Raw genomic sequence first — 21,578 nt, 5'->3', positions numbered from 1 at the left:
AAAGCCAAGTTCCTACGCACAATTCCGGAATGCTCAAACCTCGCCAAACCGCCTAAAAACTATCATTCTGGCGAAAACGTTATGCGCCTTGCGACGATCTCCACGTTGCAGGCGCAGTCCAAGGCCGCTACATCGACCTCATGATCCGAGAGCTTGCCAATCCGACCCGCTTCATGAGCCTCAGCGGCGCGATTCTGCCCTGGCTGGCAGGCCTGGCGGCACTGCTCCTGGCGGTCGGCCTCTACATGGTCTGGTTCACGGCGCCGGCCGATTACCAGCAGGGCGAGACGGTCAAGATCATGTACATCCATGTCCCGGCGGCCTGGCTGTCCCTGTTCTTCTACATGATCATAGCCGCTTCAGCGCTCGGCACGCTGGTCTGGCGCCATCCCCTGGCCGACGTGTCGCAGAAGGCGGCCGCGCCCATCGGCGCGGCCTTCACGCTGATCTGCCTCGTCACCGGCTCGCTCTGGGGGAAGCCCATGTGGGGCACCTACTGGCAGTGGGATGCGCGCCTCACCTCCATGCTGGTGATGCTGCTGATCTATCTCGGCATCCTGGCCCTTTGGCACGCCATCGAGGAGCCGAACCGCGCCGCCCGCGCCGTGTCGATCCTCACGCTTGTGGGCGCGGTGAACGTGCCGATCGTGAAATTCTCCGTCGACTGGTGGAACACCCTGCACCAGCCGGCCTCCGTGTTCCGGCTCGGCGGCCCGACGATCCATCCCTCCATGCTGGTGCCGCTCCTGATCATGGCCATCGCCTTCACCCTGACGGGCCTCGCGCTGCATCTGTCGGGCATGCGCACGGAGATCCTGCGCCGCCGGGTGCGCACGCTCACCATCCTCGAGGCCGAGCGCCTCGACGCACAGGCGGCCTGACCCATGTCGCACACGTTCTTCATCGCGTTTTCCTATATCCTGACGGCGCTGGTCGTCGTCGGATTGATCCTGCGCGCAATCATCGATCATCGCATCCAGGTCCGTGCGCTGGCCGAACTCGAAGCGCGCGGCATCGGCCGGAGGTCCCGCCGTGGCTGAAGCCGCCGAGCGCCCGCGCTCCCGCCTCCTCTTCCTGCTGCCGGCGCTCGTCTTCGTCGCGCTGGTGGTGCTCTTCGGGGTACAGTTGATCTCAGGGAGAAATCCCGCCGAGGTGCCCTCGGTCCTCATCAACAAGCCTGTTCCCAGCTTCAATCTCGCGCCGCTCGAAGGTCTTCTCGCTGACGGCAAGCCCGTGCCCGGCTTCTCGAATGCGGATCTCAAGGGCCGCGTGACGGTGGTGAATGTCTGGGCGTCCTGGTGCGCGCCCTGCCGGCAGGAGCATCCGCTGCTGGTCGATCTCGCCAGGGATCCGTCGGTCCGCGTGGTCGGCATCAACCAGAAGGACAATCCCGACAACGCCCGCCGCTTCCTCGGTGCGCTCGGCAACCCTTACGCGGCCGTCGGTGTCGATCCGAACGGCCGCGCCTCCATCGACTGGGGCGTCTACGGCGTGCCCGAGACCTTCATCGTCGGCCCCGACGGCACCATCCGCCACAAGCATATCGGCCCGCTGACGCCAGAGAATTTTTCGGCGTTCAAGGAGCGCTTGAGCCAAATCCCGCGCGCTTGAGGCGGTTGATCGCCACGTCCAGCGCCGAGAGGAAGGCCGAGCGGTCTTTGGGTGAAAAGGCCTTTGGCCCGCCGGTCACCTCGCCCATGGCGCGCAGGTCCTCCATCAGGTTGCGGGTGGCGAGCGCCATGCCGACGGTGGCTTCGGTAAACGGCTTTCCGGTCGGGCCGATCACCTCGGCGCCCGCCTTCACGCAGCGGCTGGCGAGCGGGATGTCGGCGGTGATCACGATGGCGCCACGCCCGGCGCGCTCGGCGATCCAGTCGTCGGCCGCGTCGAACCCTGCGCTCACCACGATGCGTTCGATCAGCGGATCCTGCGGCACCTGCAGAAAGGAATTGGACACCACGAAGACCTTGACCCGATGACGCCCGGCGACCCGGTAGATCTCGGTCTTCACCGGGCAGGCATCCGCATCCACATAGAGGGTGATCGCTTGGAAGGCCTCGTTCATGATCCATATATTCCTGTGGGATGCGGGGATGCTGCCGGGTCTTGCTGGCAGGTCATGATGGCGTAACCATTCGGTAATCGACGTTGAGGCACGTGTCGGCCTGAAAGATCAACCCATCCGGGAGCGAAAAGAAACCCGTGACCCCTCGATCCCGCATCCGCGCCGCTCTCGGCCTTATCGATAACTTACGGACGACTCCAGTCCTGAGCGATGCCACGCACCGGCTGATCCGCGAGGCCGATACGGGCGCGCTGCAGCGGGCGGGGCTCGCCCGTATGGTCACGGCCGGGCTGCTGCTGCTCGCCGTCCTGGTCACCACAGCGAGCGTCGAGCTCACCAATCCCATGGCGCTCAAGCAGGTTTGGGCCGCGGAGCTGACTCTGGTCCTCTTCGGAGCACTGGGCTGGGTCGGCGCCTGGCTCGCCTCGAAGCGGATCGGCATCGAAAGGCTGCCGGTCATCACGGCCGTGCTCGATGCCATCCTCGTCCTGGGCAATCTCGCCTACACCCATTGGGGATTGGGGATACCCGGCAGCCTCTTTGCGGTGTTTCCGGTAGCCTGGGTCGTGCCGATCACCATGGCGGCGGCGGCGATCCATTACCAGCCGAAGCTCCAGGCCTTCGTGGCCGCCATCTATGTGATCGGCCTTTCGCTTCTCGCCTATGGCGGCGGATATTTGAGTCCGGCGGAGCGCCAGCAGGACCTGTCCGAGATCATCGGCGTGTTTTCACCGCAGGCCAACATGGTCCGCATCGTGATGGTCTTTGCCGCCGGCTTGATCCTCATCCTGGTGGCGCGCCAGGGACGGCTGATGCTGGAGCGGGCGGTGCGGGAGACCACCCTGCGTGTCAACCTCACCCGCTACCTGCCGCGCGAGCTCGCGCCGATCCTTACGGACCAAGCCTTCGCAACCCTGCGCCAGGGCAGGCGCATCTCGGTGACCGTGCTCTTCGTCGACATCCGCGCCTCGACGACTTTCGGCGAGACCATGGAGCCGGCGCAGCTTGCCGTCTTCATCACGTCGTTCCGCCGGCGAGTCTTGAGGGCTGCCTCCCGGCATGGCGGCGTCATCGACAAGTTCACCGGCGACGGGGCCCTCATCCTGTTCGGCGTCCCGGGCGCGCGGGACGACGATGCCAGCCGGGCGCTCGCCTGCGGCCGCACCCTTCTGACCCTGATCGAACGCTGGAACGCCAAGCGCGGCTTCAACCCGCCGGTGCGCCTCGGCATCGGCATCCATACGGGCGACGTCTTCTGCGGCGTGGTGGGTGACGAGAGCCGCCTTGAATTCACCGTGGTCGGCGAGACCGTCAACATCGCCTCGCGCATCGAGCAGGCGACGAAAGCCGCCGATTGCGAACTGCTGGCCTCGCAGGAGACTGTCGTGACGGCGGGCGAGGAGTCGCTCTGGACGGAGGCCGAGTGCGAACCCCTCCCGGGCGTCACCCGCAAGATGGTGCTGATGAAGCCGGCCGGGTGAGGAGCACCGAACGCTCCCTTGTCATGGCCGGGCTCGTCCCGGCCATCTCGATTCTGTGAGGCGCCGCGCCTTACCGATCGGGATCACCGGCACAAGGCCGGTGATGACGTCGTGGTGGAGAGAGCAGCTTAAGCCTCTCCTGCCTTCTTGATTTCATGCCGCAGCAGAAGCGGCGTCTGCGCCAGCGCGAAGGCGATGGTGAGCGGCATGATGCCGAAGACCTTGAAGCTGACCCAGAAGTCGGTGGTCTGCGTGCGCCAGACGATCTCGTTCAACGCCGCGAGCGCGAAGAAGAACAGGGCCCAGCGCAAAGTCAGTTTGCGCCAGCCTTCTTCCGTGAGGTCGAACATGCTGTCGAGCACGATCTGGAGCAGGGGCTTGCGGAAGTAGAGGCCGCCGAGCAGCACGAACCCGAACATCGTGTTCACGATGGTGGGCTTGAGCTTGATGAAGGTCTCGTCCTGCAGGAACAGGGTGAGCCCGCCGAACACCACCACGACGATGCCCGACACCACCGGCATGATCGGCAGCTTGCGGACCAGCAGGTAGCCAATCCCCAAGGCGATCACCGTCGCCACGATGAAGACGCCCGTGGCGGCGAAGATGCGCTGGCCTTCCGGGAAGCCGAACCGGTCCCCATAGGCATTGCCGAGGAAGAACAGAGCGAGCGGGCCGAGTTCGAGGGCGAGCTTGAGCAGAGGAGGGAGGCGCTTTGCGTCGGTCATGAGGTTGCTTCTAACCCGGCGATGGCTTTTGCGAAATCCCGTGCGGTGAAAGGTTCCAGGTCCTCGACCCCTTCGCCGACCCCGATGAAGTGCACGGGCAGGCGGAATTTCTCGGCCAGCGCCACCAGGATGCCGCCGCGAGCGGTGCCGTCGAGCTTGGTCATTACGAGGCCGGTCACGCCCGCCGCCTTCTGGAACAGCTCGACCTGGCTCATGGCGTTCTGGCCCACCGTCGCGTCGAGCACGAGGAGGGTGGCATGCGGCGCGGACGGATCGAATTTCTTCACGACGCGCACGATCTTTTCGAGCTCGGCCATCAGCCCGACCTTGTTCTGCAGGCGACCCGCCGTGTCGATGAGAAGCACATCCGTGCCGTTGGCCTTCGCCTCCTGCAGCGCATCATAGGCGAGGCCGGCCGCATCGGCACCCTGGCCGCGGGCCAGGACCGGCGCGCCGACCCGCTCGCCCCAGATTTTGAGCTGCTCAATGGCCGCCGCGCGGAAGGTGTCGCCGGCAGCCAGCATCACCGTCAGGCCTTGCTGCCGGAACTTTTGCGAGAGCTTGCCGATGGTCGTGGTCTTGCCCGCCCCGTTCACGCCGACCATGAGGATGACGAAGGGCTTTTTCGTGCGATCGATGGTCAGCGCCTGGGCGACCGGCTGGAGAGTCTTCTCCACCTCGCCCGCCAGAATGGTCTTCACCTCCTGCGGAGAGATCTCCTTGTTGTAGCGGCCCGACGCGATCGCCTCCGTGATCCGCATGGCGGTGGGCACGCCGAGATCGGCCTGGACCAGGGCGTCCTCCAACTCTTCGAGCGTCGCGTCGTCGAGTTTGCGCTTGGTGAAGAGACCGGTCACGCTGTCGGAGAGGGACGAGGACGTGCGGCGCATGCCCTCCGTCAGACGTTGCCACCAGCCCCGGGCCGGACTTGGCTTGATCTCGGGCGCGGGAGAGGGAAGGATCTCCGCGGGCGCAGGTTCAGGGGCCGGCAGGTCCGCGGCTGCAATGTCGGGGCGCAGCTCGAGTCCGGCCTCGGTCACGATGCGCGGCAGCGGCTCCTGCGGATTGGTGCCCTCCGGGTCCAGGCCCTCCACGGGTTGGAGATCGGCCCCGGCCAGCTCCGGCGGCGTCTTGTCCTCCTCCGTCGTATCGGGGGAGGCGGTGGTCACGGTCGGGGGCGCGGCCGTCAGATCGTCCGCGGCATTCGCCGGCGGCGAGGGCATTGTATCGGGATGGCCGCCGGCCCGCGGTGTCTCCGGCGCCGGTTCGGGGACCACAGGAGCTTCAGCCTTGCGCCCGAACAGACGGGAGAGGAATCCGGGCTTGTCGGGCTTGGTTTCGGCCATGGGTCTCGCTCTCGCCTCTTAAAAATCTCGTGCTTGCATTCATGCGCGTGCCTCGATAGCCGAGGCATCATGAATGCGGAAGAGATAGTGTCCCGATTGCTGTATCGCGATGCCCTGATGCTCGTGATCGACAAGCCCGCCGGCTTAGCCGTGCATCCCGGCCCCAAGGGAGGCGAGACGCTGTTTCATCACCTCGATGCCCTCCGCTTCGGTTTGCCGCGCCGTCCGGAGGCCGCGCACCGCCTCAACAAGGACACCTCCGGCTGCCTTGTTCTCGGCCGCCATCCGAAGGCTATCGCGCGGCTCAACGAACTGTTCCGCAAGAAAGAGGTCGACAAGGTCTATTGGGCCGTGGTCGAGGGCGGGCCTCACGAAGGCGAGGGCGAGATTGATCTTCCACTCGCGCCGAAATCGCCCGATCGCGGCTGGTGGATGAAGGTCGATCCCAAGGGCCAGCCCTCGCTGACGCAATGGCGGGTGCTCGGCCGGGGCGAGGGCCTGACCCTCCTCGAACTGCGCCCCATCACCGGCCGCACCCATCAGTTGCGGGTCCATTGCGCGGCCATGAACTTTCCGATCCTCGGCGATCCGATCTACGGCACGGCCCCACGATTCGGTGGTCCGGGCCTGCACCTGCACGCGAGAAGCGTCACCGTGCCGCTCTATCCGAAGAAGCCGCCGATCACGGCCGAGGCGCCGGTGCCGGAGCATATGCGGGAGCGAATTGCGGCCTGCGGCGTAATTTAAGCCGCCAGCAATTCCTTGCCGTCGTGGCCGGCGATGGTCGCGGGCACGATCTCGCCCGGCGTCACGGGCTTGTCGAAGCGCACGAGCGTAAACCCTTCGGTGCGGCCGAGCTGGTTCGTCTCGACCAGCACGTTGCGTCTCGCTCCGACTTCCTCCCCTAGATGCTTCAGCAGCGCGGCCTCGCCCTTTTCGCGCAGGTGACGCGCGCGATCCTTCACCACATCGCGCGCCACCTGCGGCATGCGGGCGGCCGGCGTGCCGGGGCGAGGTGAGAACGGGAAGACGTGGAGATGGGTCAGGCCGCATTCCTCGACGATGTCGAGGGAGCGGGAGAACATCTCCTCGGTTTCGGTCGGGAAGCCCGCGATGATGTCGGCACCGAACACCATGTCGGGGCGCAGCCGCTTCACCTCTTCGCAGAAGGCGATGGCGTCGTTGCGCAGGTGGCGGCGCTTCATGCGCTTCAACACCATGTCGTCGCCGGCCTGCAAGGAGAGATGCAGATGCGGCATCAGGCGGCCCTCATTGGCGATGACGTCCAACAGATCGTCGTCGGCCTCTACCGAGTCGATGGAGGAGATGCGCAACCGCTCCAGCTCCGGCACGTGGCGCAGCAGGCTTTTCACCATGGTGCCGAGTTTCGGCTCGCCCGGCAGATCCTTGCCGTAGCTCGTGATGTCGACGCCGGTGAGCACCACCTCGCGGGAGCCGTGCTCTACGAGAGTGCGCACCTGCTCCACCACCGCGCCCATGGGCACCGAGCGGGAATTGCCGCGACCGTAAGGGATGATGCAGAAGGTGCAGCGATGGTCGCAGCCGTTCTGCACCTGCACGAAGGCGCGGGTGCGCCCGCGCATGCCGTCGATGAGATGCACGGCGGTTTCCTTCACCGCCATGATGTCGTTGACCAAAACCTTTTCGCTTAGCATTGCACCGAAATCGCGCATGCCGGCCCAGGTCTCGGCCTTCATCTTCTCGTGATTGCCGACGACTTGGGAAACCTCCGGCATCGCCGCGAAGGTTTCAGGCTCCACTTGCGCGGCGCAGCCCGTCACGATGATGCGGGCACCGGGCTTCTCGCGGGCGAGCTTGCGGATCGACTGGCGCGCCTGGCGCGTCGCCTCGCCGGTGACCGCGCAGGTGTTGACGATCACGACTTCGCCAAGGCCCGCCTCTTCCGCGTGGCGCTGCATGGCCTCCGACTCGTAGGTGTTGAGCCGGCATCCGAAGGTGACGACCTCGACCGCCATCAGGCCACCTCGGTAAAAAGGGCAGGGGAGAAGGTGCCCTCATGCTCCAGCTCGGTCGGGCCGGTCATGAGCACGTGGCCGTCGCTCTCGCGCCATTCGATGATGAGATCGCCACCTGGGAGGGTCACCACGGCCTTGCGGCCGGTCAGCCCCTTGCGGGCGGCCGCCACGAGGGCCGCGCAGGCGGCGGAGCCGCAGGCACGGGTTGCACCGGCCCCGCGCTCCCAGACGCGCAGCACGATGTGTTCGGAGCTCGGAACTTGAGCGAACGAGATGTTGGCGCGCGTCGGGAAGACCGGATCGTGCTCGAATTTCGGACCGATGGCGGCGAGGTTATAGGCCTGCGCATCCTCGACCCAGAAGATCGCGTGCGGATTGCCCATGCTGACCGCCGAAGGCCCCTGAAGCTCGGGGGCGTCGGGCAGCGTCGTGTCGACCGCGATCGTGCGGGTGTCCGGATAAGGATCGCGCAGGGGAATCTCGTTCCACCCAAAGCGCGGCGGGCCCATGTCGACGGTGAAGACCGTATCGGAGACCTGCTCTACCGGCAGCAGGCCGGCCCCGGTCTCGAGCACGAGATCGCCTTGAACCGGGCGGCTCATGACCGGATCGGCCGTCAGCGCCCAGGCAACGCAGCGGGTGCCGTTGCCGCAGGCGCCGGCTTCCGAGCCGTCCGTGTTGTAGATGCGCATGAAGGCATCGGTGCCGGGCGTCACGGGATCGTGCAGCACCATCAGCTGATCGAAGCGCGAGCGCGGATCGGCCGCGATGGCTCGCGCTTCCGCCGCGCTCACGCGATGGGAGGAGCCGCGCAGGTCGAGCACGGTGATCTCGTTGCCGAGACCGTTCATTTTCAGAAAACGGCTGTTCGAAAGGGCAGTCATGGGGGCGTATATGGCTTAAAATGCCGGAAATCGCGAGAGGGATCGCGATTGTCTGCGGCAATATCGTCAGATGGCTAGAAACCCGAGGCCTCTGGGCCTGCTGCAATCCGTCCTCCACAGACGCGCGCGGACGGCCTCGCCGCTGCACCAAAACCTCCCTATGGTGCTGCATTATATCCCTTCGTGATTCGTGATTCGCGGGTGAGGCGTCCTACTCATGCGGCTGCGCTCTTTAGGTTTTCTTCTCGTTGTTGCCCTCTGCTCGAGCGTCGCCCTTGCGCAGACGCCACCGGCGGCCAATCCGCCGCCGGCCGCGCCCGAGGCACCGGCTCCGGCACAGCCCGGCGCAACTCCTCAAGGACCGGCAACGGCGCAGCAGGCAGGCCGCACGACCCTGTTCCCGAACCCGAGCGATCCGACAGGCGTGGAGGAGGGCGTTCTGGTTGCAAAGCCCACGGTGGTGCTCAACGGCATCAGCACCTGGGACGAGGCTTTCACCAACCTGAAAAACGCCTTCGCCAAGATCGAGGGCGAGTTGAAGAAGGCGGGGATCACGCCGACGGGCCGGCCGCTGACGATCTTCGTCGATACCGACGACAACGGTTTCAAATACGAGGCGATGGTGCCGATCGCCCAGGTGCCGGAGGGCAAGACCGAGCTCACCCCCGAGATCAAGTTCGGCAAGACGCCGGAGGGCAAGTCGTTCCGCTTCGTGCACAAGGACGCTTATGACGAGATCGATGGCACCTACGAGACGATCACGGCCTATCTCGACATCAAGGAGATCGTCGCCAAGGACGCCTTCATCGAGGAATACGTGAGCGACTTCACGGATTCGCAGGACACTAATTTCGAGGTGAACATCTACGTTCAGCCCAAGGAATAATCGCCCTCAATGATCGCTCTCTTCGACCTTGACGGGACCCTGACGAACCCGAAGGCAGGTATCACCCGTTCGATCCAGTACGCCCTCGAGAGGCTGGGACATCCTGTTCCGGAAGCGGACGAGCTCACTTGGATGATCGGTCCACCCCTGATCGCAAGCTTCGCAAAACTCCTGGGCAGTTCCGATGACGCTCAGGAGGCTCTGCGCCTTTACCGCGAGCGGTTCGGCGAGACCGGGCTGTTCGAGAACGAGGTCTATGCGGGCATCCCGGCCCTGCTCCAGAACCTTCAGGAAAAGGGCGTTCGCCTCTTCGTCGCAACGTCGAAGCCGCATGTCTTCGCGCGGCGGATCCTCGATCACTTCGATCTGTCGCACTTCTTTATCGAAATCTATGGATCCGAACTCGACACTCGGAATGCCGACAAGCGCGATCTCATCCGGCACATTCTCGATCAGGAGAAGTTCGACCCTGCACGCGCCGTCATGATCGGCGACCGGGAGCATGATGTCATCGGCGCCAGGGCCAACGACATCGCCACCATCGGCGTCACCTGGGGCTATGGTTCCCGGCGGGAACTGCTGGACGCAGGCGCCGCCTGCCTGGTGGACGAACCTCGTGAACTGGAGGCACCGATCCTCACCCTGACCGCGTCCATGCCTCCCCGGGCCGTAACGGTCTGAACCGCTCTGCCGGAATTTCGGCCGCCTGGAGCGCCGCCGCCAGTTCCTGCGGCGGCTCGTCGACGCCCTCGTTGGTGAGCCGGAACGTGCCCCAATGATGGCCCAGCGCCTGCTCCGCCTCAATGATGGCGAGCACCTTCACCGCATCCTCCGGGTTCATGTGCTGCGGCTCCATGAACCAGCGCGGCTCATAGGCCCCGATGGGCAGATGGGCGAGACGGGGTCGGTCGAAGCGTTCACGCACGGCATGGAAGATCCTGCCGTCGCCGAAGCCCGTATCGCCGATATGGTAGATCGTGCCCGAGGGCGTGGTGAGCACATAGGCGCACCAGAGCGCCATGCGCCGGTCGTTGATGCCCCGCGCGGACCAGTGATAGGCCGGCTCGAAATGGGCCGTGACGCCGTTCCCCAGATCCACCGCCCCACCCCAGTCCCGCGTCTCGACCGGGATCTCTGGATGCTCGGCCCGGATCACCGCATCGTTGCCGAGCGGCGCGATGATTTTGGGGCGATCCCGCTGCCAGAGCCTCCCCAGGGTCTCGGTGTCGAGATGGTCGTAATGATTATGCGTGATCAGCACCGCATGGATCGGCGGCAGGTCGTTGAAGGCGATGCCCGGCGGATTGACCCGCTTGGGGCCCGCGAAGGAGACCGGGCTTGCCCGGTCGGAGAGTACCGGATCGGTGAGGATGTTGAGCCCGGCCACCTGGATCAGGAAGGAGGCATGGCCGATCAGGGCCGTGCGCAGTCCCTGCACCTCGGCCGGAGGCTTGTCCTGGAAGGGGCTTGGAAAGCTGTCCGGCCAACCTTTCCGCCCGCCGCCGAGCTGCCAGCGGGCGAGCTCCAGAAATCCCTTGTCCTGAGGCTGGCCCGGCGAGAAGAACCGCACCCCGTCGAAATGATCCGTGACCGGACCCTCGTAATAGCGGTTCACCGCCCGGGCGGCGGTCATCCAGCCAAGGGCGCCGGTCGCGGCGATGACGGGGAGGCCTAAAGCTTTGAGAAGGGTGCGGCGGTTCATAGGGGCGTCAGGTCCAGCGAAGCTTTAAGCATGGGGATGCTGGTGCGGATCGGCAAGGGGCCTCAGCATCGTCCCGTCATGTCATCCGCAACGTCATGGCCGGGCTTGTCCCAGCCATCCCGGTTGTTTGAAGCGCCGCGCCTCACACGTCGAGATCACCGGCACAAGGCCGGTGATGACGCGGAGGAGCCTCCGCCTTGTCCGGGAAGGGAGCGATGAAGCCCCCAAGACTCTCCATTTTCTGTCTTTTCCTTGACTCTTGCACCTTTTCCCCTTAAGCGCTGGCCGCAAATCTGTAGAGCGAGCCCTTTTGAGCCGCCGCCCAGCCCGAGAGGCTGGAGGTCAACGTCCGACAGCGCGATGCGCCCTCGGGCGCGCTTTCATTTGGGTTTCGCCTTGAGGACGAACGGATGTCGGACGACACATTGCGCATCGAGGACGCGGTCAACGAGACCTGCCCGTGGTCGGGGAAGCCGATCGCGGCGGATTCGCTCACCCTCTATCGCGGCGAGGTGGTCGGGTTCTGCAATCCGGGCTGCCGCGACAAGTTCGAGGCGGCCATCCGCCACTTTGAAAAGGCCCTTGCCGATCGCGATGTACCCCTCATCGCAAAAGGAATTGAGTGACCATGTTCGAAGGCCTTTCCGACAAGCTTTCCAATATCCTCAACTCGCTGACGCGCCGCGGCGCGCTCACCGAGGAGGACGTCAACGCGGCTCTGCGTGAGGTCCGCCGCGCCCTGCTCGAGGCCGACGTGGCGCTCGAGGTCGTGCGTTCCTTCACGGACAAGGTCCGCGCCCGCGCCGTCGGCGCCGAAGTTGTCAAGTCCGTCTCCCCCGGCCAGCAGGTGGTCAAGATCGTCCACGACCAGCTGGTCGAGATGCTGGGCGCGGACGCCGAGGTCATCGACCTGAACGCGCCGCCGCCCGTCGGCATCCTCATGGTCGGCCTGCAGGGTTCCGGTAAGACGACCACCACGGCCAAGATCGCCAAGCGCCTGACCGACCGCGAGAAGCGGCGCGTGCTCATGGCCTCCCTCGACACCCGCCGTCCGGCCGCCATGGAGCAGCTCGCGGTGCTCGGCAAGCAGGTGGGCGTGGATACGCTGCCCATCGTGGCCGGCCAGTCGGCGGTGCAGATCGCCCGCCGCGCCATGGAGGCCGCCCGTCTCGGCGGCTACGACGTGGTGATGCTCGACACCGCCGGTCGCGTGACCGTGGACGAGGCCCTGATGGTGGAGGCCGCCGAAGTGCGCGCCGCCACCAACCCGCACGAGGTGCTGCTCGTCGCCGATGCGCTCACCGGCCAGGACGCGGTCAACACCGCGCGCGCCTTCGATCAGCGCCTCGGCGTCACCGGCATCGTGCTGACGAGAATGGACGGCGATGCCCGCGGCGGCGCGTCGCTCTCAATGCGCGCCGTGACCGGTAAGCCGATCAAGCTCATCGGCACGGGCGAAAAGGTCGATGCGCTGGAGGAGTTCCACCCCTCGCGCGTCGCCAACCGCATCCTCGGCATGGGCGACATCGTCTCGCTGGTCGAAAAGGCCGCCGAGAATTTCGACCAGGCGCAGGCCCAGCGCATGGCCGAGAAGATGCGCAAGGGCAAGTTCGATCTCGAAGACCTGCGCGATCAGCTCGCCCAGATGGAGAAGATCGGCGGCCTGAACGGCATGCTCGGCATGCTGCCGGGCGTCGCCAAGATGAAGTCGCAGCTCGAGAGCGCCAATCTCGATGACCGGATCATCAAGCGCCAGCGCGCCATCATCGATTCCATGACGCCGGCCGAGCGCCGCAACCCGGACATCCTGAAAGCGTCCCGTAAAAAACGCATTGCAGCGGGTGCCGGCGCGAAGGTCGAGGAGATCAACAAGCTCCTGAAGATGCACCGCCAGATGGCCGACGTCATGAAGATAATGGGCGGCGGCAAGGGCAAGGGCATGGCGGGCGCGCTCGGCAAGATGTTCGGCATCGGCGGCGGTGGCGGAGGTATGGGCGGCATGCCCCAGCCGACACCGGAGCAGATCGAGGCGCTGCAGAAGCAGATGGGCGGCAAGCTGCCCGACTTCCCCGGCGGCGGCGGCCTCCCGTCGATGCCGAAGGGCGTGCCGGGCTTGCCAGGTCTCGGCGGAGGCAAGATCCCGGGTCTTCCGGGCATCGGCGGCTTCCCGTTTGGAGGAAAGAAGAAGTGACCGAAGGTTTGACGGCGGCGGAGCTGCTTCAGCGCGCTCATACGCTGTCCCAGAGACTGGAAGGTGCGGGCATCTGGAATCAGATCCGCCTCTTCCGAGAGGACGGTATTACCGTTCTCGCACGTGTTCCCGGTGAATACTGGGAGATCGATCTGCTCGAGGACGGCACGACCGATGTGGAAGTGTTCCGAACCGCGGGTGACTTGGAGGACGAGTCCTCTATCGAACGCCTGATCAGCGAATTTGGTGAAAAGCCTAAACACTAGGAGCTAAAGAATGTCCCTGAAGATCCGTCTCACCCGTGGTGGTGCGAAGAAGCGTCCCTACTACCGCATCGTCGTTGCCGATTCGCGCTCCCCGCGCGATGGCCGTTTCATCGAGAAGGTCGGTACCTACGACCCGATGAAGCCGAAGGACGATGCCGGCCGCGTCGTTCTCGACAACGAGAAGATCCAGGCCTGGCTCGCCAAGGGCGCCCAGCCGACCGACCGCGTCCTGCGCTTCCTCGATGCCGCCGGCCTCCTGAAGCGTCCGGCCCGCAACAACCCGAACAAGGCCGTCCCGGGCAAGAAGGCCCAGGAGCGCGCCGACGCCAAGGCCGCCGCGGCTGCCGCCGGCGAAGGCGAGGCTGCGTAAGCATCATGAAGAAGGAGCGCTTCAACCAGCGCTCCACTTCTTCCTTCTCTTTGGAGAAGGGCAGGGGTGGTGGTGTTGGCGCAAACCTGCCTAAGGGTACGCCAACACCACCACCTCCCCACAAGGGGGATGAGCGCAGATCTGCGCTCGTCCGGGACGATCTCGTCCTCGTCGGTGAGTTCGGTCGCGCCCATGGCCTCAAAGGCGAGGTGCGGTTGAAATCCCATACTGGCGATCCGCAGGCGATTGCCGATTACAGGCCGCTGATCGCATCCGACGGCCGATCCATTTCTCTCAAAAACGTGCGGCCCGCTCCCGGCGGCGCCCCGGATCTCCTCATCGCCATCGTCGATGGCGTCACCACGCGCGAAGCGTCTGAGGCGCTCAACCGCGTTCAACTCTATGTGGAGCGCGACAAGCTTTCTCCGCCCGATGAGGATGACGAATTCCTGCTCGCGGACCTGATCGGCCTCTCGGTTCAGAACGAAGCAGGCGAGATCATCGGCACCGTGGTCGACGTGCCCAATTACGGCGGTGGCGACCTTTTGGAGATCGCACCGGCGCAAAAAGGCCCGACCGCGTTCCTGCCTTTCACCAAGGCCTTCGTGCCGACAGTGGATATCGCGGACAAACGCATTGTGGCCGTGCCGCCGGACGATCTGTTCGAGCCTGCGAAATCCGCGCCGGAACCTGAGGACGAGGCGTGAGTTTTTCCGCCACCGTTCTCACCCTTTATCCCGACATGTTCCCAGGGCCGCTCGGCATGTCCCTGTCGGGCGATGCGCTCGCGCGCGGCGTGTGGTCCCTGACGGCGAAGAACATCCGCGACCATGGCCTCGGCCGTCACCGCACGGTGGACGATACGCCCGCCGGCGGCGGACCCGGCATGGTGATCCGCTGCGACGTGCTGGCCTCCGCCATCGACGCCACTGTTCCGGCCGACGATCCGCGCCCGAAGCTTTTGATGAGCCCGCGTGGCAAGCCGCTGACGCAATCCCGTGTGAGGGAACTGGCGGCGGGTCCCGGCGTGGTCATTGTCTGCGGCCGGTTCGAGGGCGTGGACGAGCGCGTGATCGAGGCGCGGGGCCTGGAGGAAGTCTCCATCGGCGATTACGTGCTCTCCGGCGGCGAGATGGCGGCGATGATCGTGCTCGATGCCAGCGTGCGGCTGCTCCCCGGGGTCATGGGCAAGGAGGCCTCCGGCACCGAGGAGAGTTTCGAGTCAAACCGCCTTGAATACCCGCATTACACGAGGCCGCGCGAATGGGAGGGGCGGCCCATTCCGGACGTGCTGCTCTCCGGCAATCACGCCGTGATCGAGCGCTGGCGCCGTAACGAATCGGAGCGGATCACGCGGGAGCGGCGACCGGATCTGCTGGAGCGTTAGGATCTCCCTACAGGGCGGGCCTTGGGCAAAATGGACACTGCCCCGCACGCGGAACGCCGACCACAGCCAAGGGTTTAATGGACGGGGCCTCGATCATAGGAGGTCGATATGGTCGGTCGCATCATTCTTGGCACGGCATTTGCCGTCATTCTTGTCAGCCCTGGCTTCGCGGGACCATGCACGCAACGGCTTACCGATCTGGAGAAATCCATCTCGGCAAGGCAGGAGGGCGCCGGACCTGCGCTGGATGCGCCTGCGACGACAGGTTCTGCAGTGCAGGGCTCAACCCCCGGTCAGGGACAAGGTGCAAACGTCACAGGGCAGAGCCAAGGCCACAATCAGGCCATGCAAATGATCCAGCAGGCGAAACAGCTCGATCAGCAGGGCAAGGAAGCCGAATGCATGGACATGGCCAGCAAGATCGGCGCCATGGCTCCGCCACCCACCAAGTAAGACCAAGTGCTCTCCGGTCGGCGTGCGGGCGGTTCGAGGCCGGCCGCATTCCACCGATCTTGATGTGTGCTCCGCTCTGCCCAAAATCCTTCAAACGCCCAAGATCCTTCAAACAATGCAAGGGAGACGCCTTAGTGGTCCAGGGTTTCGAGCATGTGGGCATGACCAGCAGCAATCTGGACGAGACCATCGCGTTCTATTGCGGCCTGTTGGGGCTGAAGGAGGTGCTGGTCAAGCGTACGGGCGAGGGCGGGCGCATCGCGTTTCTCGAGATCGGTGGCGTCATGCTCGAAATCGTCGAGCCGGCCGCATCGATCCAAACGCCGGCGCGCGAGGTTCCCGTCACCGAGGCCGGCATTCGCCACATCACCTTTCGGGTTGATGACGTCGACGCGATTTATGAAAAGCTTCGTTCCGCCGGCGTGGAGTTCACCGTTCTTCCCCGGACGGCCGCGAACAGCGAACTGATCCGCAAGGTGGCGTTCTGCAAAGATCCGGACGGAATCATCGTCGAATTCCTGGAGCGTGTGTGATCGTCACACCTGGAGCATTTTTCGGCGGAGCGGATCCGGTTCGCCGTCAATAAATGCGACACGGCAAAGAAGAGAGTTGCTTCCAGGTCCTTGGAAACAACTCTAGAGGCGATTTGCTTCGAGCCTCGCCCCAAACATCTTCAGATATTTCATCCCCGTATCGCACATGACGGTGACGACGATCGCATCGGGCCCCAGCCGTTCGGCCAGACGAAGGGCCGCGACGACATTGGCGCCCGTCGAAGTGCCGGCGAACAGGCCTTCCTCGCGGGCCAGCCGGAGCGCCATCGCCGTGGCTTCTTCCGTCGTGACCCGCTCGATCCTATCGGCGATGCTCGCCTGCCAGAGCGGCACCACATAGCCCGCGCCGATTCCGTCGATCTTGTGGGCGCCCGATGGTCCGCCCGACAGGACAGGCGATTCCGCAGGCTCGACGGCCATGATTTGGATGGGCGAATGGTGCCACCGCAGGCCTTCCGCGATTCCGCGCAAGGACGCCGCCGTTCCGACGCTCTGCACGAAGCCATCGATCCGACCATTCGTCTGCTGCCAGATTTCATCGACCATCCTGTGATAGGCGCCGATCTGATTCCGGTTCTTCATCTGGTCGGTCCAGAAGGAGCCCTTCGCCTCGGCGATGATGCGGGCCTGCTCGATCATGTCCTTCGTCAGCTTCTCGGTCATGCGCCCGCTGTCGCTCGGCACGATGTGCAGCGTCGCGCCCAAAAGCGCCATGTGATCGCGCTTCTCCTGTGCGAAGGCATCGGAGGTCACGATGTCGAGCGGATATCCTTTCACCGCACAGACGAGCGACAGGGATACGCCGGTGCTGCCGCCGGTATATTCGACGACCGAGCCGCCCGGTTCGAGGCGCCCATCGGCTTCGGCAGCCTCGATCATGGCGAGCGCCATCCGATCCTTCATGCTGCCGGTGGGATTCTCGTTTTCAAGCTTCAGCAGGACGCGGCCGCCATGGGCAGGCTGGATGTTGCGCAGAGCGATGAGAGACGTGTTGCCGATACGGTCGAGGATGGTGCTGGGGTGGTCGATCATGGGCGTTATCCAAAACGTCTGCCTTGTAGGCTGCGGCGATCGGCCTGTCAGGTCCGGAATCCGGACTTCTGTTGGGTACAAGGCCATGCTAGCGCTTAACCCATGGCAGATTACGGTCAGTTCTGTTCCGTGGCGCGCGCCCATGAGGCCATCGGCGGGCGCTGGACCCTTCTCGTCGCGCGCGAGCTTCTGTGCGGCAGCCGGCGCTTCAACGACATCCGCCGCGGCATCCCGCGCATCTCCCGCACCATGCTCTCGGAGCGTCTGCAGGAATTGGCGCATGTCGGAGCCATCACGCGCATCGACGGCGAGAATGGGCCGGAATATGCGCTGACGGAGGCAGGCAGGGAGCTGATGGGTATCGTGGGCGCTCTCGGCACCTGGGGTCAAAGATGGCTGCCGCGGCGCGCCGAGGATGAGGATCTCGATTTGGAACCCCTGCTCGTCGACATGCAGCGGCGCGTCCGCACCGACAAGCTGCCCAAGGACCCGATCGTCATCCGCTTCGCGATCGAGGGGCAGCGCCAGCCGCGCTTCATGCTCCTGAAAGCGGCGGAGGTTTCGCTCTGCACGCAGAACCCAGGCTTTCCGGAGCCGCTCTGCATTCGGACCCGTCTCCCTGCGCTGGTCGCCTGGTGGCGGGGAGACGTGAGCTTCGCCGAGGTGCAGCGGATGGGACTGACGGTGGAGGGGCCGAGGGTGCTGGCACGGGCGTTTCCGAACTGGTTCGAGCGCTACCTGTTTGCCGAGGTCGCACCGGCCGTTTAGGGGTGAGAGGAGCGCCATCCCCGGCGGTCGTCGGCTGGGGATGTTATCTGGGCCTCGCGAGGTCCGGATCGCCCGACTTCCATCCGGGATGACAGCCGGCCCATAGGCTCGACAATCCTCCAAATCTCCTGTATAGGCGCGGCCTCAACTTAAAACAGGACGCCGAAATCCCGCGGGTTTTGAGATCGCTCAGGGCCTCGCAACGGCAGGAGTATAGACGATGAACCTCATTCAGCAGCTCGAGCAGGAGCAGATTGCCAGGCTCGCCAAGACCATCCCCGTCTTCCAGCCCGGCGATACCGTTATCGTCAACGTGAAGGTGAAGGAAGGCGAGCGTACCCGCGTGCAGGCCTATGAAGGCGTCTGCATCGCCCGTTCCGGCGGCGGCCTCCACGAGAGCTTCACGGTCCGCAAGATCTCCTACGGCGAAGGTGTCGAGCGCGTGTTCCCGCTCTACTCGCCGCTGGTCGAGTCCATCAAGGTCGTGCGCCGCGGCGCCGTCCGCCGCGCCAAGCTCTACTACCTGCGCGATCGTCGCGGTAAGTCGGCCCGTATCGCCGAGCGCGCCGAGAAGAAGACCGCGACCCCGGCCGCGGCCGAGTAAGGCTCTCGTCCCATCAGAGAATTCGAAAGGCGCGGCTCAAACCGCGCCTTTTTGCTGACGAGGCAGGCTTGGCGGCAAGCCATCGCGACAAAAATATAATTGCGCGATGACCCGCGTCTGCTATGCGATCGTTTCAAGGCGGTGTGCGCTCAGGACATCTTCCCGTCCGGGCGATAGGCCGCTAAACACGCCAAACCACTTTTTACGACCGTTGGAAGAGACACATGGCCAAGCCCCGCACCCTCTATGACAAGATCTGGGACGATCACGTCGTCGATCAGCAGGATGACGGGACGTGCCTTCTCTACATCGACCGTCACCTCGTCCATGAGGTGACCAGCCCCCAGGCCTTCGAGGGCCTGCGCATGACCGGACGACAGGTGCGCCAGCCGCACAAGACGCTGGCGGTGGTCGACCATAACGTGCCGACCTCCGACCGCTCGCACGGCATCGAGGATCCCGAAGCCGCGACCCAGGTTGCCGCTCTCGCCCAGAACGCCAAGGATTTCGGCGTCGAGTACTACAACGAGCTCGACACCCGCCAGGGCATCGTCCACGTGGTGGGCCCGGAGCAGGGCTTCACTCTGCCGGGCATGACCATCGTGTGCGGCGATAGCCACACCTCGACCCATGGCGCCTTCGGCTCGCTCGCTCATGGCATCGGCACCTCGGAGGTCGAACACGTCCTCGCCACCCAGACGCTGATTCAGAAGAAGGCCAGGAACATGCGCGTGACCGTGGACGGGCAGCTGCCCGCCGGCGTCACCGCCAAGGACATCATCCTTGCCATCATCGGTGAGATCGGCACCGCGGGCGGCACCGGCCATGTGATCGAATATGCGGGCGAGGCCATCCGGTCGCTGTCGATGGAAGGCCGCATGACGATCTGCAACATGTCGATCGAGGGCGGTGCCCGCGCCGGCATGGTGGCGCCCGACGAGAAGACCTATGCCTATCTGAAAGGTCGCCCCAAGGCGCCGCAGGGTGAGGCCTGGGAGGCGGCCGTGCGTTACTGGGATTCCCTGCGTACGGATGAAGGCGCTTTCTTCGACACCGAAATCCGCCTCGACGCCGCCAATCTCCCGCCCATCGTCACCTGGGGCACATCGCCTGAGGATGTGGTCTCGATTGCCGGCGTGGTGCCGAACCCGGACGACATCCCCGACGAGAACAAGCGCCGCTCCAAGTGGCGGGCGCTCGAGTACATGGGCCTCACGCCGGGAACGAAGATCACCGACATCGCCCTCGACCGTGTCTTCATCGGCTCCTGCACCAACGGCCGCATCGAGGACCTGCGCGAAGTGGCGAAGGTGGTCGAGGGTAAGCGCGTGGCCGAGAGCGTCGACGCCATGATCGTGCCCGGCTCCGGCATCGTGAAGATGCAGGCCGAGGCCGAAGGTCTGGACAGGATCTTCAAGGCCGCCGGCTTCGACTGGCGTGAGCCCGGCTGCTCCATGTGCCTCGCCATGAACGCCGACCGCCTCGCGCCCCACGAGCGCTGCGCCTCAACGTCGAACCGCAACTTCGAGGGCCGGCAGGGCTTCAAGGGCCGCACCCATCTGGTGTCCCCGGCCATGGCGGCGGCTGCGGCCATCGCGGGTCGGTTCGTGGACATCCGCACCTTCGGCTGATCCGAAACCTCAGACAAACAAAAAGCCGTGGCTCACCCGAGCCACGGCTTTTTTCATGAGAAATGCCTAAAGCTTAGTCCACATAGACCCGGCGACCGCCGGCCACGACTTGGCGGCAACGCTCGACCGGACGGCGGACGACCACGCCGCTCGGGCGGACGCGCTCTTCCATCACCGTGCGGCACACGGTGCGGGTTCGCGCCGGACGCACCACGCGGCGCTCGACCACGCGATCGCGATAATAGGGCCCATGATGCCGTTCCTGTGCCACGCGAACGCCCGACGGGCCGATCCGCACATCGACGCCCTGAGCCGACGCCGCACCGGTGCCGAAAACCACCAGCCCGGCCGCAGCCAGGATACCAAACACTTTACGCATTGTTGCCTCTTGATCAGTTGTCTACTCGGGGCTGTTAACGGCCAAGCGTGCGAGGCGTTCCGTTGCGAAGAAGCAATCCGATAGCCATGGTAAAGCAACGGTAAAGGTTTTTGAGGAGGGTTTCATGAGCGATCGGGACCAGGAAGCCCGCGAGGCGCTGGAGCGAGTCCAAAGGGATTCGGAGACTCTCGGCTCATCGGCGCTCGCCCGCATGGGCCGGCGGGCCGGCGATCACTTCGGCGCCAAGGATGCCGTCGGCTCGGCCAAGGATGGTGGTACCGATCCGATCGAACTCTGGGGGCGCCGCATCGGCCGTGCCCTGTCGCTCGTCGGCGTGGTGATCTTGGGCCTGTGGCTCATGGTTCAACTTGGAATTCTCTGACCCCATGATCGTTCCAGCCCATCTTCAGGCACCCTCCCTCGACGATCTCGAAGCTCTGGCGCAGGATGCCTATGCCCGCCTGCCGGAGGAATTCCGTCGACTCTGCGAGGGTGTGGTGATCCGGGTCGAGGATTTCCCCGATGACGAGACCATGCAGGAGATGGGCTGTGAGACCCCCTTCGACCTGCTCGGCCTCTTTCGCGGCATCGGCCTCGCCCAGGGCGGCAGCATGATGCACACGGGCCAGTTCCCCAACATGGTCTGGCTCTACCGCCGCCCGATCCTCGACTATTGGGCCGAGCACGAGGAGACCCTAGGCGGCGTCGTGACCCATGTGCTGGTCCACGAGATCGGCCATCATTTCGGCCTCTCCGACGAGGACATGGAAGCGATTGAGGCGGCGGCCGGGTAAAGCGCTTTGTTGCGAAGGGCCCTGCCACGTTTTGCAGGCTACCCTCGGCCCACAGCCGCGCCA

Annotated in this window: 28 protein-coding genes; 20 read left to right on the top strand and 8 right to left on the bottom strand. The window is 65.0% G+C overall.

What is annotated here, in order from left to right:
* The first annotated feature begins 140 nt into the window (after positions 1-140).
* From FS320_RS04615 to FS320_RS04605, 3 genes are read left to right on the top strand one after another with little or no spacing between them, the layout of a single operon-like run.
* A complete protein-coding gene (locus FS320_RS04615; RefSeq protein WP_152709745.1) occupies positions 141-881 on the top strand; it encodes a heme ABC transporter permease in 741 nt (246 codons plus the stop codon).
* A 3-nt stretch (positions 882-884) separates the two neighbouring features.
* The gene (ccmD, locus tag FS320_RS04610) at positions 885-1,040 is read left to right on the top strand and encodes a heme exporter protein CcmD (protein ID WP_152709743.1); all 156 of its coding nucleotides are present in this window, start codon (positions 885-887) and stop codon (positions 1,038-1,040) included.
* The gene (locus FS320_RS04605; protein ID WP_162002826.1) at positions 1,033-1,611 is read left to right on the top strand and encodes a DsbE family thiol:disulfide interchange protein; all 579 of its coding nucleotides are present in this window, start codon (positions 1,033-1,035) and stop codon (positions 1,609-1,611) included. Before ccmD ends, FS320_RS04605 begins: the two co-directional genes overlap by 8 nt.
* Here the strand turns inward: FS320_RS04605 and FS320_RS04600 are convergent.
* Entirely contained in the window at positions 1,577-2,065 is a 489-nt protein-coding gene (locus tag FS320_RS04600) for a YaiI/YqxD family protein (RefSeq protein ID WP_152709741.1), read from the bottom strand. The genes FS320_RS04605 and FS320_RS04600 overlap by 35 nt on opposite strands.
* A 137-nt stretch (positions 2,066-2,202) precedes the next feature.
* Between FS320_RS04600 and FS320_RS50165 the strand changes: the two genes are divergently transcribed.
* Entirely contained in the window at positions 2,203-3,546 is a 1,344-nt protein-coding gene (locus FS320_RS50165; RefSeq protein ID WP_152709739.1) for an adenylate/guanylate cyclase domain-containing protein, read from the top strand.
* Positions 3,547-3,674: 128 nt separating this feature from the next.
* On the opposite strand, the gene FS320_RS04590 is transcribed toward FS320_RS50165, so the two are convergent.
* Both FS320_RS04590 and ftsY read right to left on the bottom strand, forming a co-directional pair.
* Complete coding sequence (locus FS320_RS04590) at positions 3,675-4,271, bottom strand: septation protein A (RefSeq protein ID WP_152709737.1); 597 nt, start codon at positions 4,269-4,271, stop codon at positions 3,675-3,677.
* Positions 4,268-5,617 (bottom strand): signal recognition particle-docking protein FtsY, encoded by a 1,350-nt coding sequence (gene ftsY, locus FS320_RS04585; protein ID WP_152709735.1) that lies wholly within the window; start codon positions 5,615-5,617, stop codon positions 4,268-4,270. The genes FS320_RS04590 and ftsY overlap by 4 nt, the downstream gene beginning before the upstream one ends.
* Positions 5,618-5,686: 69 nt before the next feature.
* Here ftsY and FS320_RS04580 point away from each other — a divergent pair, with 69 nt between their 5' ends.
* Positions 5,687-6,364 (top strand): RluA family pseudouridine synthase, encoded by a 678-nt coding sequence (locus FS320_RS04580; protein WP_152709733.1) that lies wholly within the window; start codon positions 5,687-5,689, stop codon positions 6,362-6,364.
* Here the strand turns inward: FS320_RS04580 and mtaB are convergent.
* Together mtaB and dapF are read right to left on the bottom strand one after the other, a co-directional pair.
* The gene (mtaB, locus tag FS320_RS04575; protein WP_152709731.1) at positions 6,361-7,614 is read right to left on the bottom strand and encodes a tRNA (N(6)-L-threonylcarbamoyladenosine(37)-C(2))-methylthiotransferase MtaB; all 1,254 of its coding nucleotides are present in this window, start codon (positions 7,612-7,614) and stop codon (positions 6,361-6,363) included. The two genes, FS320_RS04580 and mtaB, sit on opposite strands and share 4 nt — an antisense overlap.
* Positions 7,614-8,498, bottom strand: coding sequence for a diaminopimelate epimerase (dapF, locus tag FS320_RS04570; RefSeq protein WP_152709729.1), 885 nt, complete (start codon positions 8,496-8,498; stop codon positions 7,614-7,616). Before dapF ends, mtaB begins: the two co-directional genes overlap by 1 nt.
* A gap of 217 nt (positions 8,499-8,715) precedes the next feature.
* Between dapF and FS320_RS04565 the strand changes: the two genes are divergently transcribed.
* Positions 8,716-9,384, top strand: a complete 669-nt coding sequence (locus tag FS320_RS04565) for a GyrI-like domain-containing protein (RefSeq protein WP_152709727.1) — start codon at positions 8,716-8,718, stop codon at positions 9,382-9,384.
* A gap of 9 nt (positions 9,385-9,393) precedes the next feature.
* Positions 9,394-10,065 (top strand): HAD family hydrolase, encoded by a 672-nt coding sequence (locus tag FS320_RS04560; RefSeq protein WP_152709725.1) that lies wholly within the window; start codon positions 9,394-9,396, stop codon positions 10,063-10,065.
* On the opposite strand, the gene FS320_RS04555 is transcribed toward FS320_RS04560, so the two are convergent.
* Entirely contained in the window at positions 10,022-11,086 is a 1,065-nt protein-coding gene (locus tag FS320_RS04555) for an MBL fold metallo-hydrolase (RefSeq protein ID WP_152709723.1), read from the bottom strand. The genes FS320_RS04560 and FS320_RS04555 overlap by 44 nt on opposite strands.
* Before the next feature lie 410 nt (positions 11,087-11,496).
* On the opposite strand from FS320_RS04555, the gene FS320_RS04550 reads away from it, so the two are divergent.
* From FS320_RS04550 to FS320_RS04515, 8 genes are all read left to right on the top strand, one after another.
* A complete protein-coding gene (locus tag FS320_RS04550; RefSeq protein WP_152709721.1) occupies positions 11,497-11,712 on the top strand; it encodes an eL24 family ribosomal protein in 216 nt (71 codons plus the stop codon).
* A gap of 2 nt (positions 11,713-11,714) precedes the next feature.
* The gene (gene ffh, locus FS320_RS04545) at positions 11,715-13,277 is read left to right on the top strand and encodes a signal recognition particle protein (RefSeq protein ID WP_152709719.1); all 1,563 of its coding nucleotides are present in this window, start codon (positions 11,715-11,717) and stop codon (positions 13,275-13,277) included.
* Positions 13,274-13,543, top strand: coding sequence for a hypothetical protein (locus tag FS320_RS04540; protein WP_152709717.1), 270 nt, complete (start codon positions 13,274-13,276; stop codon positions 13,541-13,543). The genes ffh and FS320_RS04540 overlap by 4 nt, the downstream gene beginning before the upstream one ends.
* A 10-nt stretch (positions 13,544-13,553) precedes the next feature.
* Complete coding sequence (gene rpsP, locus FS320_RS04535; RefSeq protein ID WP_152709715.1) at positions 13,554-13,913, top strand: 30S ribosomal protein S16; 360 nt, start codon at positions 13,554-13,556, stop codon at positions 13,911-13,913.
* 5 nt (positions 13,914-13,918) lie between these two features.
* Complete coding sequence (gene rimM, locus FS320_RS04530; RefSeq protein WP_152709713.1) at positions 13,919-14,620, top strand: ribosome maturation factor RimM; 702 nt, start codon at positions 13,919-13,921, stop codon at positions 14,618-14,620.
* Positions 14,617-15,300 carry a tRNA (guanosine(37)-N1)-methyltransferase TrmD gene (gene trmD / locus FS320_RS04525; protein ID WP_162002825.1) on the top strand — a complete coding sequence of 228 codons (684 nt, stop codon included), beginning with the start codon at positions 14,617-14,619 and terminating at the stop codon, positions 15,298-15,300. The genes rimM and trmD overlap by 4 nt, the downstream gene beginning before the upstream one ends.
* Positions 15,301-15,408: 108 nt before the next feature.
* Positions 15,409-15,753 (top strand): hypothetical protein, encoded by a 345-nt coding sequence (locus tag FS320_RS04520; RefSeq protein WP_152709711.1) that lies wholly within the window; start codon positions 15,409-15,411, stop codon positions 15,751-15,753.
* A 134-nt stretch (positions 15,754-15,887) separates the two neighbouring features.
* Complete coding sequence (locus FS320_RS04515; RefSeq protein WP_162002824.1) at positions 15,888-16,286, top strand: VOC family protein; 399 nt, start codon at positions 15,888-15,890, stop codon at positions 16,284-16,286.
* Between the two features lie 102 nt (positions 16,287-16,388).
* Here the strand turns inward: FS320_RS04515 and FS320_RS04510 are convergent, their stop codons facing one another.
* Entirely contained in the window at positions 16,389-17,339 is a 951-nt protein-coding gene (locus FS320_RS04510) for a PLP-dependent cysteine synthase family protein (protein ID WP_152709707.1), read from the bottom strand.
* Between the two features lie 102 nt (positions 17,340-17,441).
* Here FS320_RS04510 and FS320_RS04505 point away from each other — a divergent pair, with 102 nt between their 5' ends.
* The 3 genes from FS320_RS04505 to leuC all read left to right on the top strand — a co-directional run bounded on the left by FS320_RS04505 (position 17,442) and on the right by leuC (position 20,342).
* Entirely contained in the window at positions 17,442-18,107 is a 666-nt protein-coding gene (locus FS320_RS04505; RefSeq protein WP_152709705.1) for a winged helix-turn-helix transcriptional regulator, read from the top strand.
* Positions 18,108-18,327: 220 nt separating this feature from the next.
* Positions 18,328-18,711, top strand: a complete 384-nt coding sequence (rplS, locus tag FS320_RS04500; protein ID WP_152709703.1) for a 50S ribosomal protein L19 — start codon at positions 18,328-18,330, stop codon at positions 18,709-18,711.
* A gap of 224 nt (positions 18,712-18,935) precedes the next feature.
* Positions 18,936-20,342 (top strand): 3-isopropylmalate dehydratase large subunit, encoded by a 1,407-nt coding sequence (gene leuC, locus FS320_RS04495; protein ID WP_152709701.1) that lies wholly within the window; start codon positions 18,936-18,938, stop codon positions 20,340-20,342.
* Between the two features lie 73 nt (positions 20,343-20,415).
* Here the strand turns inward: leuC and FS320_RS04490 are convergent, their stop codons facing one another.
* Entirely contained in the window at positions 20,416-20,721 is a 306-nt protein-coding gene (locus tag FS320_RS04490; protein ID WP_152709699.1) for a hypothetical protein, read from the bottom strand.
* A 124-nt stretch (positions 20,722-20,845) separates the two neighbouring features.
* Between FS320_RS04490 and FS320_RS04485 the strand changes: the two genes are divergently transcribed.
* Both FS320_RS04485 and FS320_RS04480 read left to right on the top strand, forming a co-directional pair.
* A complete protein-coding gene (locus FS320_RS04485; RefSeq protein WP_152709697.1) occupies positions 20,846-21,103 on the top strand; it encodes a hypothetical protein in 258 nt (85 codons plus the stop codon).
* 4 nt (positions 21,104-21,107) lie between these two features.
* Entirely contained in the window at positions 21,108-21,515 is a 408-nt protein-coding gene (locus tag FS320_RS04480; RefSeq protein ID WP_152709695.1) for a metallopeptidase family protein, read from the top strand.
* Positions 21,516-21,578 lie beyond the last annotated feature (63 nt).

Origin of the sequence: Microvirga tunisiensis (assembly GCF_009296175.1) — a bacterium.
GTDB lineage: Bacteria > Pseudomonadota > Alphaproteobacteria > Rhizobiales > Beijerinckiaceae > Microvirga > Microvirga tunisiensis.
The sequence above is the reverse complement of the archived record's forward strand: the minus strand, read 5'-3'. Positions and strand labels throughout refer to the sequence as shown.

Excerpts from the sequence above, each read along its gene's own strand:
- FS320_RS04505 (WP_152709705.1), top strand. The coding sequence starts at position 17,442 with ATGGCAGATTACGGTCAGTTCTGTTCCGTGGCGCGCGCCCATGAGGCC.
- FS320_RS04565 (WP_152709727.1), top strand. The coding sequence starts at position 8,716 with ATGCGGCTGCGCTCTTTAGGTTTTCTTCTCGTTGTTGCCCTCTGCTCG.
- FS320_RS04480 (WP_152709695.1), top strand. The coding sequence starts at position 21,108 with ATGATCGTTCCAGCCCATCTTCAGGCACCCTCCCTCGACGATCTCGAA.
- FS320_RS04510 (WP_152709707.1), bottom strand. The coding sequence starts at position 17,339 with ATGATCGACCACCCCAGCACCATCCTCGACCGTATCGGCAACACGTCT.
- FS320_RS04600 (WP_152709741.1), bottom strand. The coding sequence starts at position 2,065 with ATGAACGAGGCCTTCCAAGCGATCACCCTCTATGTGGATGCGGATGCC.
- FS320_RS04485 (WP_152709697.1), top strand. The coding sequence starts at position 20,846 with ATGAGCGATCGGGACCAGGAAGCCCGCGAGGCGCTGGAGCGAGTCCAA.
- FS320_RS04580 (WP_152709733.1), top strand. The coding sequence starts at position 5,687 with ATGAATGCGGAAGAGATAGTGTCCCGATTGCTGTATCGCGATGCCCTG.
- mtaB (WP_152709731.1), bottom strand. The coding sequence starts at position 7,614 with ATGGCGGTCGAGGTCGTCACCTTCGGATGCCGGCTCAACACCTACGAG.
- ftsY (WP_152709735.1), bottom strand. The coding sequence starts at position 5,617 with ATGGCCGAAACCAAGCCCGACAAGCCCGGATTCCTCTCCCGTCTGTTC.
- FS320_RS04615 (WP_152709745.1), top strand. The coding sequence starts at position 141 with ATGATCCGAGAGCTTGCCAATCCGACCCGCTTCATGAGCCTCAGCGGC.
- leuC (WP_152709701.1), top strand. The coding sequence starts at position 18,936 with ATGGCCAAGCCCCGCACCCTCTATGACAAGATCTGGGACGATCACGTC.
- ffh (WP_152709719.1), top strand. The coding sequence starts at position 11,715 with ATGTTCGAAGGCCTTTCCGACAAGCTTTCCAATATCCTCAACTCGCTG.
- FS320_RS04555 (WP_152709723.1), bottom strand. The coding sequence starts at position 11,086 with ATGAACCGCCGCACCCTTCTCAAAGCTTTAGGCCTCCCCGTCATCGCC.
- FS320_RS04590 (WP_152709737.1), bottom strand. The coding sequence starts at position 4,271 with ATGACCGACGCAAAGCGCCTCCCTCCTCTGCTCAAGCTCGCCCTCGAA.
- rplS (WP_152709703.1), top strand. The coding sequence starts at position 18,328 with ATGAACCTCATTCAGCAGCTCGAGCAGGAGCAGATTGCCAGGCTCGCC.
- dapF (WP_152709729.1), bottom strand. The coding sequence starts at position 8,498 with ATGACTGCCCTTTCGAACAGCCGTTTTCTGAAAATGAACGGTCTCGGC.
- FS320_RS04520 (WP_152709711.1), top strand. The coding sequence starts at position 15,409 with ATGGTCGGTCGCATCATTCTTGGCACGGCATTTGCCGTCATTCTTGTC.
- rimM (WP_152709713.1), top strand. The coding sequence starts at position 13,919 with ATGAAGAAGGAGCGCTTCAACCAGCGCTCCACTTCTTCCTTCTCTTTG.
- FS320_RS04550 (WP_152709721.1), top strand. The coding sequence starts at position 11,497 with ATGTCGGACGACACATTGCGCATCGAGGACGCGGTCAACGAGACCTGC.
- ccmD (WP_152709743.1), top strand. The coding sequence starts at position 885 with ATGTCGCACACGTTCTTCATCGCGTTTTCCTATATCCTGACGGCGCTG.
- FS320_RS04490 (WP_152709699.1), bottom strand. The coding sequence starts at position 20,721 with ATGCGTAAAGTGTTTGGTATCCTGGCTGCGGCCGGGCTGGTGGTTTTC.
- FS320_RS04560 (WP_152709725.1), top strand. The coding sequence starts at position 9,394 with ATGATCGCTCTCTTCGACCTTGACGGGACCCTGACGAACCCGAAGGCA.
- rpsP (WP_152709715.1), top strand. The coding sequence starts at position 13,554 with ATGTCCCTGAAGATCCGTCTCACCCGTGGTGGTGCGAAGAAGCGTCCC.